Genomic DNA, 15,428 nt, shown 5'->3' on the forward strand with positions numbered 1-15,428 from the left:
TAACGAATAATGCTTACTTTTATCGCCGTTGAATCATAATCAAAAACTCCAGGCCATGTTCATCGGTGCAGTGAAATGGTTTGATAATCAAAAAGGATTCGGGATAATCGCATTACCTGAAGAAGAATCCTTATTCGTTCATATTCGCGGCTTTAGTTCGACGCCACTAGCAATCGACAGTGGAGATGTTGTCATTGGTGAAAAAAAACCAGACAAGAAAAAAGGTGGTTATATCGGTCATAATTGCCATTTAGCGACAAACAGAAAAGATTGGGATATTGCTATGCAACTTCTAGATATAGAAGCTAAAATAACACTACCCCAGACGCTTGATTTGCAGCATAAAGGATATCGGAAAAAAAAAGACGAAGAATATAACCTAATAAATTTGGCGGCAAAACAGATTTTGCAAGGCAAAACCGAGGACGAAATTTATGATGTCATCACCCAGTATTTTCAGCAATCATTGAATTCCGCACTCTTTCTTAAATATGTTAAAACGTTAGATACGGTGTTACACGAACTGTTTGATCGTGATGTTGCGGATCTCTTACTGAAGAGGATATACGTGTTTTTTGGAGAATCTTTGAACCATGAAATACTTTTCCTTGTTTGGAAAAGCGGTTGCTTTCAGTATATTGGATATGAAGCTGATGGCGACTTCGAGATTCCCGAAGAAATTTTATACCTATACGCAACAGAAATTGGTTATAAGGAATTAGAACGCATTAAAGCGTACAGCTTTGGGCCTGCTTTTTGCACTGAAATCGTTGAAGCAAACATCGAAGCCCTCGACCTAAGTAACGCGCACGAAATGGAGATTGCCAAATCTTTTGTCGACGTATTAGATGGCGATGAAAAGGAGCATTGGCAAAACTATATAACCAGTAGTATAACAAGATAAATTACGCCTTTTTAACCGCAGTCCTTTATTCACCAATATTCGTTTTATATCCTTGAAGCAAATTTACCTGCCATCGGGTGAATTTTTTTTTTTTGGATATATTTTTAACCTACGTTCGCTTATGCATGACTATTTAACCAATGCATCCCAGAGTATCTCAACAGGGTGATATGCTTTACGGCTGGTTGCATCTTTTATTTGATGTCGACAACTTGTGCCCGGCGCGGCAATTATTTCACTGGAATCTGTCGAGCGTATCGAAGGCAATAAGACCAATTCGCCTACTTGCTGCGAAACATGGTAGTGTTCCTTTTCATAGCCGAAAGAGCCTGCCATTCCACAACAACCGGAGGGAATGACCTCTACTTCATGTCCAGTTGGAAACTTCAATATTTTTTCTGTTTGGGCAACCAAGTGAAATGCCTTCTGATAACAATGTCCATGTAATTTGATCTTTTTTTCGATTGCTTTAAATTGCTCCTTCTTTATGTTTCCACGATCTATTTCCTCTGCAATAAACTCATCGATTAGTAAAGCATGTCTTGCTATCCGCTGCGCGTCGGATACCAGATCTTTATCAACTAAATCTAAATATTCATCTCTAAAAGTGAGAATCGCCGAAGGTTCGATACCTATCAATGGGCTTTTATCAGAAACTACATCTTTGAATGCCAAAACATTTTGATTGGCTATTTTTTTTGCCTTTCGTAGTAGACCTTTCGACAAGTATGTGCGGCCACTCTCTTTATGATTAATTAATTTTACTTGGTACCCCAATGCACTCAACAGTTTAAAAGCTGTTTGTCCGATCCCCGTGTCGTTGTAATCGGTAAATTCATCGCAAAAGAGATACACCGTTTGCCCAACAGCTAGATCTTGCGGCTTTTGTCGTTGTATCCACTTTCGAAGGGTTGTGTTGCCAATTTCAGGCAAGGATCGTTCCGGAGCGAAGCCAATGGCACCTTTTACTAATGACGATAAAACACGGTTCTTGATAACAGCATTATACAGACGGGGCGCATAACTCCCTATCTTTTGAGACTTGGTGAAATTTGCGATGAGCCATGTTCTAAAGGGCGTCCCATTCGCATCGTAGTAATGTTGCAAAAACTCTGCCTTCATTTTTGTTACATCAACCGCAGAAGGACATTCCGTTTTACAGGCCTTGCAACTTAGACACAGATCCATCACTTCTTTGATTTCTGCATGATCAAAGCGATTCTCTTTAGTGGAATGGGTTAAAAACTGCCGAAGCATGTTAGCACGTGCTCTTGTTGTATCTTTCTCCTCACGAGTTGCCATATAAGAGGGACACATCGTGCCTCCTGTTATATGTGATTTTCTACAGTCTCCGGAACCTGAACACTTTTCGGCTAAACGAAGAATATTCTCTTGTTTTTGATAGTCAAAAATTGTATTTATGTGAATAGCAGAGGTGTCTGTTTCGTATCGTAGAAATTTGTCCATCGGCGGTGTGCGGACAATTTTATTCGCATTAAAAATAGAAGAAGCGTCGAAAATAGATTTGATTTTTTCTAAAAGCAGATAAACCTCCTCTCCTAACACCGTCTTTATAAATTCTCCCCGCAAACGACCATCACCATGCTCTCCGCTTAGCGATCCATTGTATTTTTTTACCAAAACAGCCGTTTCGGCTAATATCGCTCTGAATTTATGCCTTCCGTCGGCTGTTTTTAGATTAATCAAAGGTTCAACGTGTAGCTCGCCGGCTCCCGCATGTGCATAATAGGACGCCTTTGTATCGTATTTGGTTAATATAGCCTGAACTTCTTCTATATAAGAAGGAAGATCTTCAGGTGAAACAGCACAATCTTCAATTAGGTTCACAGGCTGTGTGTCTCCCGGTAAATTACGGATCAGTCCTAATCCAGCTTTACGAACGTCCCAAACCAAATTGGTGCGACTACCTGTAATAAGCGGATAAGCATAGCCTATATTGTTGGACGCTAAGGCCGATTTTAATGTATTTGCTTTATTGACTACACCTTCTACATCATGGTCCCGGAACTCGACCATTAATAAAGCGGCCGGATCACCTTCAATAAAGAAACGATTATACCGGTAAGTGGGATGATCTTTCGTGAAATCAAGAATGTATTTGTCCACTAGTTCGGACGCTTCAGGGTGGTGTGCTAGGGCTGTAATATTGGCATGCAAAGATTCAATAAGCGAATGGCAATGTATACAGAGTATTCCTACCTCCTGTGGTGGTAGCGAGATAACGTTTAATTTAGCTTCGGTAACCAGTGCTAAAGTACCTTCGGAACCAGCTATCAATTTACAAAAATTAAAGGCTTCGTTGGGCTTTGCCAATAGATCCAAAGCATATCCTGTATTGCGTCTTGTAATTGAATGTTTAGGATAGCCCTGTCTGATGGTCGCTTGGTTTCCTTTGTCACTTAACAGGGCATTAACCGCTCTGTATATTTCACCTTCCCTATCGTTTTGCTTTAGCTTACTAAAAAGACTTGGCTCATCGAGTGCTTCAAAAATAGCAGAACTACCATCATCCAATAAGACTTTCATCGCCAATAGATGGCTCCGTGTATCACCCCAAACGATTGAATGCAAACCACTCGAATTATTCCCAATCATCCCGCCGATCATGGCTCGGCTTGCAGTGGAAGTTTCCGGGCCAAACATTAGGCCGTAGTCTTTTAAGAACGCATTTAAATCATCTCTTATTACGCCTGGCTGTACTCTTACCCAACGCTCTTCCTGATTTATTTCTAAAATCTTGTTAAAGTGCTTAGATACATCGATAATAATGCCCTTCCCAACAACCTGCCCTGCTAATGAGGTTCCGGCAGTTCTCGGTATCAAGGTGATTCCCGTTTGTTTAGCAAAATCTATTAACACCCTTAAGTCGTTTTCGTTCTTCGGAACAGCTACGGCTATGGGCAACTCTTGGTATACAGAAGCATCGGTAGAATACGCGAGTCGCACGGCATGATGCTCAGGGCTGTCATTGTAATATAACTCACCTGAAAAAATAGATTGTATATTTTCAAATTGACGATTAATATGCGGGGAATCCATATACAAGTTTAAAAAAAATGATGGTCTAGTTATTATAATATATCGCTACTATGATTCTTATGATCTATAATATAGGCCAAATCTAATTGAGTGTAATACCCGAGTCAACCTCATTTTTGATGTCAGGCGATTAACTTAAAATGATCTATCCAATATACGTTCATATCAGTCTTCTATTTTTTACAAAAAAACACTTTCTTTTCCATTAAACACTAAAAAAAATATTTTTTGCAGTTCATCGCAAGGCACCTTCATGTTGATGGATTAAATGAGGTAAACAATATAAAACACAATACTAAGAAGAATAATGTACAACAAGCTCTCGATGGGCTTTGATTTTATAAATCATTTATTACATTTGTACATTCATCTGATGATATGATGAATAAAGTAGTATAATGAAAACAGTAATACAGCGAAAATCACTTGCCGACGAAGTGGCATCTAAACTTCAAAAACAAATTCTTAACGGAAATTATAAATTACATGAGAAGCTTCCGATCGAATCGGAGTTAATGAAGTCTTTTGGAGTTGGTCGTTCTACTATTAGGGAAGCCGTTAAAATCTTAGTTAATTCCGGTTTATTGCGAGTACAACAAGGTATCGGTACTTTTGTGGAAAATAATCATATTCATAAGGAGCCTATCGAACAGCGATTTAAACGGGCAGACTTTAAAGAACTGGATGAGGTTAGGCAATTGTTGGAAATGAAGATTGCGGAGAAAGCCGCAATTAACCGAACAGAACGAGATATTATTCAGATACAAACTCATCTATATGCTCGTAAAAAAGCTGCTGATGCTGATTCGCTGGAAAACTGCATTGACGCCGACGTTAACTTTCATATTTCCATTGCAGAGGCGTCACAAAATGAGATTTTAACGGACTTATATAAAATAGTTTCGATTCATTTAAAAAATTGGTTCCATAGTATATATTCGGATACTTCTGTTTTTAGGAACACACAGCAACTCCACGAGCAGCTTCTAAAAGATATAATTGCAGGCAACGCCAAAAAAGCTTGGAACACAGCAGCAAAAATAATCGGACACATTTCACAATAATCAAAAATCTCTAATTCTCCAATCTAAAAAAATGAAAACGCTTACCAATAGCACGCTTGATTCTGACGTAAGAAAAACAGTTTATTCAATCCTCTTTACCATTAGTTTCACGCATTTATTAAATGATATGATCCAGTCGGTAATCCCTGCAATCTATCCATTAATAAAGAGCAATTTCCATTTATCATTTACACAAATCGGAATGATAACTTTTACATTTCAGCTAACCGCTTCGCTATTGCAACCTTTTGTAGGCTATTACACCGATCGAACTCCACGTCCTTATTCGCTTGCAATCGGCATGGCGTTTACGCTGTTTGGCCTGATATTATTATCAACAGCTAACGGATTCATTCCCATACTAATAGCAGTAAGTTTAATTGGAATGGGATCTTCTGTATTTCATCCTGAATCTTCCAGAGTGGCACACTTAGCGTCTGGTGGAAAAAAAGGATTGGCGCAATCTATTTTTCAACTGGGCGGTAATGCCGGCAGTGCCATTGGTCCATTGTTGGCTGCCTTAATAGTAGTTCCTTATGGACAACTTAATATTATTTGGTTTGCCTTGGCGGCTATTTTGGCTATCATAGTTCTTTTGCAAATCGGAAAATGGTATAAAGAACATCTGTATCTAAAAAGCGTCAAATCGGATAAAACAACAATAAGCACACCGGTTTTTTCTAAGAAACGTATTCTCACAGCGCTCGGGATCCTGCTTGTCTTAATATTCTCTAAATATTTCTACATGGCTAGTATGACCAGTTATTTTACGTTCTACCTAATTGAGAAATTTCATCTTAGTGTACAACAATCTCAACTGTACTTATTTGCTTTTCTAGCATCTGTAGCAGCTGGTACAATGATTGGAGGGCCCTTGGGAGATCGCTTTGGAAGAAAGTATATTATCTGGATATCCATATTAGGGGCTGCTCCCTTTACGCTGCTTCTACCTTTTGCAAATTTATTCTGGACAGGTATTTTAGCCGTACTTATAGGGGTAATTATATCATCGGCTTTTTCGGCAATTTTAGTCTATGCTACAGACTTAGTTCCTGACAAAGTTGGTATGATTGCAGGTCTTTTTTTCGGATTTGCCTTCGGGATGGGCGGTGTAGGATCGGCTTTATTAGGGTGGTTAGCCGATCATACAAGTATCAATTATGTATTTAAAATATGTGCCTTTTTGCCGCTAATAGGAATTATAACAGGTTTTCTCCCGAATGTAGAAAGTCAACGCAAAAGGTCGTGATAACCTTTTGCGCATTTTTTTACGCTTTTCTGTGTACTTTATGTATATACAGCTATTGTTGTTAATACCTAGTTTTACCCATAACAATAAAGTATTATGGGAAACTTTGTCGCACTCAATGACTTTGCTGATCATCTTAAAAGGTTTTTTCTACAACACCCGGAAAGATTGCCGAAAGGAATAGATATAAAGAATCTGGAAGTTAAACCTTTTCAAAACGCTTGGATAGACAAGCGCCTGACGTCAGACTATGAATATGTACGTTATATGGATGTATTATTTTATGGAAATGAAAGTACGGTTGACAATCATTTTCATAGTTTTATTATTACCTACTCTTGTGATAAACATGTTATAGAAGTCACGAAAATGGAGTTTTACAACAACTTAACATCTGCCTAATATTTTTTATATCACCAACCAACCTTAAAATCCCGGTATTATATCCGGGATTTTTTGATTATCAGGTTAAAAACAGCTATTCTTCGTACATACGAATAGCGTGAATACCAATCTTCCCTAATTCATTGATGACTTCCAGATAATTTATGCCAATACCGTTTATTATTAACAGTTTATAAATGGATTCGATATCGAGCCTCCAATGATTTAGGCCTTTAATATTTTCTAACGCGCTCAGCAGTTTGTTCTTAATAAGAGGCGTTTGAATATCAGTCTTGAATATTAAAGTCTCCATAATTAAAATTTATGTTACCAAATGCTTATTTACGAGCTAGGGTTTTAGAATAAGTACAGAAGGAGTTTCAGCCAACCAGACACTTCTTGATTCAACTGCCTTCTTCCAGCTATCCAGACTAACGAGCAGCAAATCTTTCTGGTCCAATAATGCCTTATTCATGGTTCTTTCGTCTATTACTGACAGGTGATTTGATGCTACCACATCAATCGCTCTGATAGCTTCTTTAAACTCAATATTCTGTTTAATGACACCTGCAATGTCCATGATATAAATCTTGACGCCGCCATTCTGTATAAGTTTCTGAATATAAATCAATAGGAAGCTATCACTCAAGGAGAATATTGGCACGATCACTTCTTTTAATTCCCTTAATTGTTTGTCAATCAATATGCCTGTAGGAATTTTCGAGTGCTTCAATATATACTTGGTTCGTTCGTCGAATACACCAAAAGAAAAAAAGTTACCTTTCGTTTTAAACGTCTCATATAACCTTTCGGGATTTACAACGGTAGAGGTGAGCCCCAATATCCGACCTAACAATGTGCCTTCAAATACAGATTTGCCAACACCAACTAAGAGTAGATCAAATTCGCCTTTGTTGGCTGTTTCTATAATATCATCATCGATATTATCTGAAGGCTTGAACAGTGAAACAACGGACTGCCCTAACTCCTTTGACTCAGATTCTATTGGCGCAAAGCTTTCTTTTTCATATTCGAATGCGTTGAATTGATTCAATTCGTTTGCAATGGAAAGATGTAATGCTGTAACACTTACCGTATCTTTTGTTTTTCTAGTTAGACTATTGGCTAGACGTACGAGCAGACGACCTGTTAGTGGATTACCAAAGGCGATCAGAATATTGTATTTATCAACCTGTAATGCCGGAAGTGAATTCTCCTCCTGCTTATCCTTAAAAAAATAGTTAATAAATGCTAGAGAAGGGCCTGTCATAAAGGTAGTAACCAGGGCCATAAGTACCAACATAGCAAAAACTTCCGGAGAAAGCACGCCAAGATCATATCCAATATTAAGTGCTACAAGCTCCATTAATCCACGCGTATTCATTAATGCACCTATTGTCAGGCTTCCTTTCCAACTTTGCCCTACAAATCTTGCGGCTATTGCGCTTCCCGCAAACTTCCCTACTACAGCTACTAAAATGAAAACAAGGCACAACCCCCATAGCTCGGGTTCATTTAACAGTCCTATTTGCGTACGCAAACCGGTAAAAACGAAAAAAAGAGGTAGCAAGAGGACAAGGGCTAAGTCCTCTACCTTTTCAATAAAGATGTTTCTGAAATTTATATTAGCGGGCATGATTACGCCTGCCATAAAGGCTCCAAATAGGGCATGGATGCCGATCACTTCTGTGCTCCAAGAGGATAACAGTAAGATTACGAAAAAGATACCTACGATTGGCTTGCTTAAACTCTCTTTAGTGGAATAAAGATCTCCTATTCTCTTTAAAAAAGGTCTAACAAATTTTAGCATGAGTGCTACATAAGCTACAGATAATAAAATAGTGTAAAGGGCGCTAGCAAGGGAACCTGCCTTCACAATAGCAATTACAGCCGCGAGTATACACCAGGCCGTTATATCATCAGCTGCGGCACATGTAATGGCCATAGCACCTAATTTGGTTTTTGAAAGTCCACGCTCTTGCACAATCCGAGCTAATACGGGGAAAGCAGTAATGCTCATGGAGATACCAATAAACAGTGCATAAGAAATGAAATTGACACCCTCAGGTGCTGTTTCCTGATAAATGAAATAGGCCAACGCAACGCCGAGGGCGAAAGGAAAAATTATACTGGCGTGACTCACTACTACAGCTTCATGCGCTTTGTTTCTTAAAATGCCTAAATCAAGTTCCATCCCCACAACAAACATAAAAAGTATAAGACCAATCTGGCTCATAATACCTAGATTCCCCAGTGAGCTTGCGGGAAAAAGAACCGCTGAAAAATCTGGAAAATAGGCGCCTAACAATGAAGGTCCTAATACGATCCCGGCGATTATTTCACCAATTACGCTCGGCTGACCAATTTTTCTACACATATAGCCAAAGCATCGAGCAACCAGTATAATGGCGATGATCTGTAATAATAAAGTGGCTAACGGATAAGAAAAGTTATATTTTAATGAATCGATAAAGTGACTCCAGGCTGAGCCTGAAACTCCTATCTGTTCCACTTTTACATTTTTTTCAAATTCTAAGTTAGCACCTTGAATGATCAGCAAGTAGATGAACAGAGAAAAGCCCCCAATACTCACCACGTAAAATACGAAATCTTTATATCGCCTCATTATGAAAATTTTTAAAGTACTTTTACGAATTTAGAACTTAGGTATCCTTTATGAAAGCGCTGACAGTCTATTCTGTAACCAACGAGAAATAAAATGTAATAAAGTTAAGCGCCGAACATCGCAAGAAAATCTTTACGATAATGTTCATTCAAGGAGAAGACAAAAGACTTGGATCCTACTAATAGGGTAACCTGATTATGGGTAAAGGCATGTACACACCGAGTGGCAATAATTGTCTGTCGGTTGATGCGCACAAAAGCGTCTCGCGGAAGAAGCTTAACGAGTTGTTCAAATGAAATATTTTTTAACGTTACTTCCCTTCCGTCGTCATAGATCACCCTCTTGTCTCTTTTATCAACTTCAGAGACCACAATAAATGTAATCATTGCAAAGTGTAATAGTATTTTCCCTTTATTGCTGTTCAACTGGACGTACTGGGGAAGCTCTTCCCGTTGGAGGAAATTATATGATTTATCAAAAGCTTTTTTTAATCGATCAAACTGAATAGGTTTTATAATGTAGTCTACAGCATCCAATTCATAGGCTTCGGCGGCAAATTCTTTATAAGCGGTAGTAAATATGATGGCTTTTCCTTCCAGTTTACCGGCCAACTCCATTCCGTTCATTTGCGGCATTTCAATATCGAGGACGCATACATTAAAATCCAGCTGATCAACCTCTTCTAGCATTCGCAAAGGGTTATTAAATGCCTTGACAACTTCAACATTACTAAACCCTTCGCAAATCGATCGCAAGTACCGAAGTGCGGGCAGCTCATCATCCAATAAAATACACCTTAATTCCTTCACAGTATTTTTATTCTTAGTTCGGTAATGAAAATTCCATTATTTATCGATTCCTTACAAGAATACCCTCCTTCGCCGTAAACAGAAGAAAGCCGATCTAAATAGATCGTATTTCCTAATCCTCCCTTCGTATTTAACGGTACCGGCAAATCATTGATTTTATTAGCTACCTGCAGTACAAACCAGGAATCATTTTCAAAAGAGAAGCTGACGCTTATAAAGGCGTTGTCACTTTGAAGATCGGCATGTTTAAAAGCATTTTCTATAGGATTTATAAATGTCAGTGGTGCGATTACAGCTTGGTTGCAACGGGGATCTCCCTCGTCTATTCTATTCTTTATGCGTATATCGAACAACGGACTCGTTTTTAATCGATTTATCTCAATAAAATTGCGTGCAAACGCTATCTCTTCCTTTATCGTTACTAAACGTCCGTCGGTGTCATATAAAATATAGTCTAACACGCCTGATAGCTTATCCAAGGCATAGTAGCTTTGGTAAGCATGTGATTGGATCGCATTCAGAGCATTTCTGAATAGATGAGGATTCAGCTTATACCGAAGCTGCTCTGCATGAACGCCTGTGTATTTTTTTTCAATTTCTTCATACTTCGTCTTTAACCTCAAATTTTCCTCCTTTAATTGCTCCTGGTTTTTCCACAAAAACAATAATACAATAATGGATGCCAGTAGCAAAATGGCTAAACCTATAGTGGAAACCAAATATATTGTATCGGTTATCATGAGTTTCAAAATACACAAATAAAAGGCTAATATATTCTATTTCCCGAAAAAATCAGGTGAATAACTAAAAGCAATATTGCATGGAACCGCGACTGTAGATGTAAAAGTGAATTTCTTATCATTTTACATTTTACTTACAAAAGTAAAAACGGACAAATTCATGTTTAATTTCCTTTAACTTGATGATTTTATTTCTATTAGAACTTTTTCAGGGTGGAATACTTGCGGGATACGGTTTGCTATCTCTTTCTTACATTGCATTTAAAAGCAATTTTGCCTAATTTTGCGGCACGTATAAAACATCATGATTTACTTCTTCAAAAACCCTCACCACACCATTTTTGCTTTACAAATAGAACGGCCAATAACAGCCAATGAAACAGCTAAACTAATATGGCTTTTTGGTGGAGCTGAATTACATACAGGCGAAAGTCTGGAAGGTTCTTTTATCGGCCCTCGAGCTACCATGATAACGCCTTGGAGTACGAATGCAGTGGAGATAACGCAAAATATGGGAATTTCCGATATTCTTCGAATAGAGGAATTTAAGGAGGTTAGCCCTGATTTTACTGACTTTGACCACATGCTATTGCAAAAATATAATGGATTAAGTCAAGACATCTTCACGGTTCGTTTAAAACCCGAACCTATATTAGAAGTAGAAGATATAGCAGCCTATAATCAAAAGGAGGGCCTTTCTTTAAGTGATGAGGAGGTTGACTACCTTAATGCGTTGGCTAAAAAACTCGGCAGAAAACTTACGGATTCTGAAGTGTTTGGTTTTTCTCAAGTTAACTCGGAACACTGTCGACATAAAATATTTAATGGTACTTTTATAATTGACGGCGTAGAACAACCGACTTCTTTATTTAAGTTGATCAGAAAAACCTCTGAGAAGAACCCAAATGATATCGTTTCTGCTTATAAGGATAACGTGGCTTTTATAAAGGGGCCTAAATTACAACAATTCGCCCCGCTACGAGCTGATCAACCTGACTATTACGCCATCAAAGAGTTCAACTCAGTCATTTCCCTTAAAGCGGAGACTCATAACTTCCCCACAACCGTTGAACCTTTCAATGGAGCAGCAACAGGCTCTGGAGGCGAAATAAGAGACCGTCTCGCAGGAGGACAGGGTTCTTTGCCGTTGGCCGGAACTGCTGTATATATGACTGCGTTCTCGCGTTTGGAGGAGAATAGACCTTGGGAAAAAGCCATGGAAGAGCGGGATTGGCTTTATCAAACGCCAATGGATATCTTAATAAAAGCATCCAATGGCGCATCTGATTTCGGAAATAAATTCGGCCAGCCTCTTATCGCGGGTTCTGTTCTTACTTTTGAACATGAGGAGGATGCTCGTAAGCTAGGTTTCGATAAAGTAATTATGCTGGCTGGGGGAGTTGGATATGGTAAAGAAGAACAATCAAAAAAAATGCAGCCTAGCCCAGGTGATAAAATTGTTGTACTAGGTGGCGAAAACTATCGTATCGGAATGGGCGGTGCAGCAGTTTCTTCAGCTGATACAGGGGCTTTTGGCTCCGGTATTGAATTAAATGCTATTCAACGATCCAACCCGGAAATGCAAAAGAGAGCTGCAAACGCAATTCGTGGCTTAGTTGAGAGCGATCATAACACCATTGTTTCTATACATGATCACGGTGCCGGTGGTCACTTAAATTGTCTTTCCGAGTTAATTGAAAGTACGGGAGGACAAATTGATCTAGATCAACTTCCTGTGGGCGATCCTACTTTGTCTGCAAAGGAAATTATCGGCAACGAATCACAGGAACGTATGGGCTTGGTTATTGCTGAAGAACATCTGCAAATGCTAAAGAAAATTGCCGACCGCGAACGTTCACCAATCTATACAGTAGGTCAGGTCACAGGCGATCACCGTTTTACCATCGCTTCTTCAAGCAATGGATCCAAACCGATGGATTTAGCTTTAAACGATATGTTCGGTAGTTCGCCAAAAACAATTATGGAAGATAAAACCGCAAAAAGGGTATATCGGGATCTTTCCTACAGCGAGACTCATTTGGACCAATACCTCCATCAGTTATTACAACTCGAAGCAGTGGCCTGCAAAGATTGGTTAACAAACAAAGTAGACAGATGTGTCGGTGGACGAGTGGCTAAACAGCAATGTGCGGGTCCTCTTCAATTACCTTTAAACAACTGCGGCGTCATGGCCCTTGACTACCAAGGAAAAGACGGTGTGGCAACATCGGTGGGCCATGCTCCCCTATCTGCGCTAATCAATGCAGCGGCAGGCAGTCGTAATGCGGTAGCTGAATCATTATCCAATATAATTTGGGCACCGCTAAAGGATGGGCTACAAAGTGTTTCGTTGTCCGCAAACTGGATGTGGCCATGTAAAAATGATGGTGAAGATGCTCGTTTGTATGAAGCTGTCAAAGCTTGCTCTGATTTTGCTATTGATTTAGGTATCAACATACCGACAGGAAAGGATTCGCTTTCTATGAAGCAAAAATACTCGAATGGCGAAGTAATAGCACCTGGAACAGTTATCATATCTGCAGCTGCGCATTGCGTTGACATCACTGCCGTCGTAGAACCTGTATTGCAAAAAAATAAAGGGGCAATTTATTATATAAACCTTTCCGGAGATAAACCTAAATTGGGCGGATCATCCTTCGCTCAAATTTTAAACTGTATAGGTAACGATACACCTGACATAATTGATCCTAACGCATTTAAAGAAGGATTCAATGCCGTACAGGAACTTATAAAATCCGGAAAGATACATGCAGGGCATGACATTGGAAGTGGCGGCTTGATCACCACGCTGTTGGAGATGTGCTTTGCCGATCGTCACCTTGGAGCTCAAATTGATTTATCCGCTTTAGAAGAACAAGATAGTATCAAACTTCTGTTTGCAGAGAATGTGGGTGTAGTTTTTCAAGCGGATGAGTCTATTGAACTCGAGTTGAACAATAAAGGGGTGACCTTCCATAAGATCGGTCAGGTAAGCGATCAAGCGGTCTTAGAATTAACAAACAACGGTTCGAAATGGTCCTTTGACATAGATGAACTGCGAGATGTCTGGTTTAGAACTTCTTATCTGCTTGATCAAAAACAAAGTGGTGAGCAAAAGGCTACCGAGCGTTTCAAAAACTATAAAAACCATATACTGAAATATTCGTTTCCCAAGCATTTTGATGGTAAAAAACCACAAATTGATAATACCAAACCTAGACCAAAAGCTGCAGTGATTCGTGAAAAGGGAAGTAACTCGGAAAGAGAATTGGCTAACGCCATGTATCTAGCTGGTTTTGATGTAAAAGATGTTCATATGACCGACTTAATTTCCGGGCGGGAAAATTTGGAAGACATCCAATTTATTGGTGCTGTCGGAGGTTTCTCCAATTCAGATGTTTTGGGATCGGCAAAGGGCTGGGCGGGAGCGTTTATGTATAACGAAAAAGCCCGAGTTGCACTCGAAAACTTCTTTAAACGTCCTGATACACTGTCTGTTGGTATTTGTAATGGATGCCAACTCTTTATTGAACTTGGCCTTATTAATCCCGACCATGAATCTAAACCCAAAATGTTACATAATGACAGCCATAAACACGAGAGCGGATTTACAGCACTGACAATACAGGAAAATAATTCGGTAATGCTTTCAAGTCTGGCCGGGTCGACTTTGGGGGTATGGATTTCACATGGTGAAGGTAAATTTCAACTTCCATATAGCGAAGACCAATATCATATCGTGGCGAAATACCATTATGAGACGTATCCTGCTAATCCAAATGGCTCTGATTACAATACCGCCATGTTATGTGATAAGTCGGGCAGACATCTTGTAATGATGCCTCATATCGAGCGTTCATTATTTAAGTGGCATTGGGCTCATTATCCAAGTGATAGGAATGACGAAATTTCTCCATGGATAGAAGCGTTCGTCAATGCTAGGAAATGGATTGAACAACATTAACAAAAAGCCCGGCTCTGCAGCCGGGCTTTTTGTTAATGCATATTTACGGACTGACAAATCATGCGGAATATTTATTGCACCTAAAAAGGAGAAAACAAAAGAACGGGTTCTTAACTACACATCAACTGCACGTTTACTGCGATCGGATTGTATAAGTAAAGCCCGTCGATATCAGTACTTTTGATCCAAATCAGAACGTGTCGGATGGCCGAGCGGTTAGGCGGAGCTCCGCAAGAGATCCCAGAGTGGTTCGAATCCACTTCCGACCTCCCCTTATAATATATCCCTCGCTTCTCTCACGATGCATACTTAACGGCACACAAAGCCATACTATCAGGGTTCATTTGCTTAGGGATTATTTATTTTCGAAAATATGTGATTACTTGCAACGTTTTGGCATTTTCAGCGTCTATAAGTCAGTAAGCACATTAAACACGCATAAAAAAATTAAACCTTACTGATCAATGGAACATCAAAAGAATAAAACAATCCTTTGTCAAAAGCTAAATCGTCCTTTTAGTCTGTAACAACTAATCCTCTAGCACAATCGAAAATTTACCCAATAAAACAGGTCGTTTACCGAGATTTTGAATGCATTTACCTAATTCATCTTCAAGAACATGTATAT

The 15,428-nt window shown here is 39.2% G+C and carries 10 protein-coding genes; 5 read left to right on the forward strand and 5 right to left on the reverse strand.

Features of this window, described 5'->3' with window-relative positions; all coding sequences use genetic code 11:
• Positions 1-55: 55 nt before the first annotated feature.
• On the forward strand, positions 56-904 hold the full coding sequence (locus tag ACH11B_RS20500; RefSeq protein ID WP_130855869.1) for a cold-shock protein: 849 nt from the start codon (positions 56-58) through the stop codon (positions 902-904).
• Positions 905-1,033: 129 nt separating this feature from the next.
• Here ACH11B_RS20500 and ACH11B_RS20505 read toward each other — a convergent pair whose 3' ends face one another.
• Entirely contained in the window at positions 1,034-3,964 is a 2,931-nt protein-coding gene (locus ACH11B_RS20505) for an FAD-binding and (Fe-S)-binding domain-containing protein (protein ID WP_377608820.1), read from the reverse strand.
• Between the two features lie 398 nt (positions 3,965-4,362).
• Between ACH11B_RS20505 and ACH11B_RS20510 the strand changes: the two genes are divergently transcribed.
• The 3 genes from ACH11B_RS20510 (at position 4,363) to ACH11B_RS20520 (ending at position 6,679) form a co-directional block, all read left to right on the forward strand.
• Positions 4,363-5,028, forward strand: coding sequence for a FadR/GntR family transcriptional regulator (locus ACH11B_RS20510; RefSeq protein WP_377608818.1), 666 nt, complete (start codon positions 4,363-4,365; stop codon positions 5,026-5,028).
• 31 nt (positions 5,029-5,059) lie between these two features.
• Positions 5,060-6,277, forward strand: a complete 1,218-nt coding sequence (locus tag ACH11B_RS20515) for an MFS transporter (RefSeq protein WP_377608816.1) — start codon at positions 5,060-5,062, stop codon at positions 6,275-6,277.
• A 96-nt stretch (positions 6,278-6,373) separates the two neighbouring features.
• A complete protein-coding gene (locus ACH11B_RS20520) occupies positions 6,374-6,679 on the forward strand; it encodes a hypothetical protein (RefSeq protein ID WP_013667105.1) in 306 nt (101 codons plus the stop codon).
• Positions 6,680-6,755: 76 nt separating this feature from the next.
• Here the strand turns inward: ACH11B_RS20520 and ACH11B_RS20525 are convergent, their stop codons facing one another.
• The 4 genes from ACH11B_RS20525 to ACH11B_RS20540 all read right to left on the reverse strand — a co-directional run bounded on the left by ACH11B_RS20525 (position 6,756) and on the right by ACH11B_RS20540 (position 10,836).
• The gene (locus tag ACH11B_RS20525) at positions 6,756-6,974 is read right to left on the reverse strand and encodes a hypothetical protein (protein WP_013667106.1); all 219 of its coding nucleotides are present in this window, start codon (positions 6,972-6,974) and stop codon (positions 6,756-6,758) included.
• 36 nt (positions 6,975-7,010) lie between these two features.
• The gene (locus ACH11B_RS20530; RefSeq protein WP_377608814.1) at positions 7,011-9,287 is read right to left on the reverse strand and encodes a cation:proton antiporter; all 2,277 of its coding nucleotides are present in this window, start codon (positions 9,285-9,287) and stop codon (positions 7,011-7,013) included.
• Positions 9,288-9,391: 104 nt separating this feature from the next.
• A complete protein-coding gene (locus ACH11B_RS20535) occupies positions 9,392-10,096 on the reverse strand; it encodes a LytR/AlgR family response regulator transcription factor (protein WP_377608812.1) in 705 nt (234 codons plus the stop codon).
• The gene (locus tag ACH11B_RS20540; protein WP_377608810.1) at positions 10,093-10,836 is read right to left on the reverse strand and encodes a sensor histidine kinase; all 744 of its coding nucleotides are present in this window, start codon (positions 10,834-10,836) and stop codon (positions 10,093-10,095) included. Before ACH11B_RS20540 ends, ACH11B_RS20535 begins: the two co-directional genes overlap by 4 nt.
• 304 nt (positions 10,837-11,140) lie before the next feature.
• Here ACH11B_RS20540 and purL point away from each other — a divergent pair, with 304 nt between their 5' ends.
• Positions 11,141-14,800: a phosphoribosylformylglycinamidine synthase gene (gene purL / locus ACH11B_RS20545; RefSeq protein WP_377608808.1), complete on the forward strand. Its 3,660-nt coding sequence runs from the start codon at positions 11,141-11,143 to the stop codon at positions 14,798-14,800.
• Positions 14,801-15,428: the final 628 nt, after the last annotated feature.

The organism is Olivibacter sp. EAT-5 (assembly GCF_044784325.1).
In the GTDB taxonomy this organism is placed as follows: Bacteria; Bacteroidota; Bacteroidia; order Sphingobacteriales; family Sphingobacteriaceae; genus Olivibacter; species Olivibacter oleidegradans.

Coding starts and splice junctions, on each gene's coding strand:
- ACH11B_RS20500 (WP_130855869.1), top strand. CDS start 56: ATGTTCATCGGTGCAGTGAAATGGTTTGATAATCAAAAAGGATTCGGG.
- ACH11B_RS20505 (WP_377608820.1), bottom strand. CDS start 3,964: ATGGATTCCCCGCATATTAATCGTCAATTTGAAAATATACAATCTATT.
- ACH11B_RS20510 (WP_377608818.1), top strand. CDS start 4,363: ATGAAAACAGTAATACAGCGAAAATCACTTGCCGACGAAGTGGCATCT.
- ACH11B_RS20515 (WP_377608816.1), top strand. CDS start 5,060: ATGAAAACGCTTACCAATAGCACGCTTGATTCTGACGTAAGAAAAACA.
- ACH11B_RS20520 (WP_013667105.1), top strand. CDS start 6,374: ATGGGAAACTTTGTCGCACTCAATGACTTTGCTGATCATCTTAAAAGG.
- ACH11B_RS20525 (WP_013667106.1), bottom strand. CDS start 6,974: ATGGAGACTTTAATATTCAAGACTGATATTCAAACGCCTCTTATTAAG.
- ACH11B_RS20530 (WP_377608814.1), bottom strand. CDS start 9,287: ATGAGGCGATATAAAGATTTCGTATTTTACGTGGTGAGTATTGGGGGC.
- ACH11B_RS20540 (WP_377608810.1), bottom strand. CDS start 10,836: ATGATAACCGATACAATATATTTGGTTTCCACTATAGGTTTAGCCATT.
- purL (WP_377608808.1), top strand. CDS start 11,141: ATGATTTACTTCTTCAAAAACCCTCACCACACCATTTTTGCTTTACAA.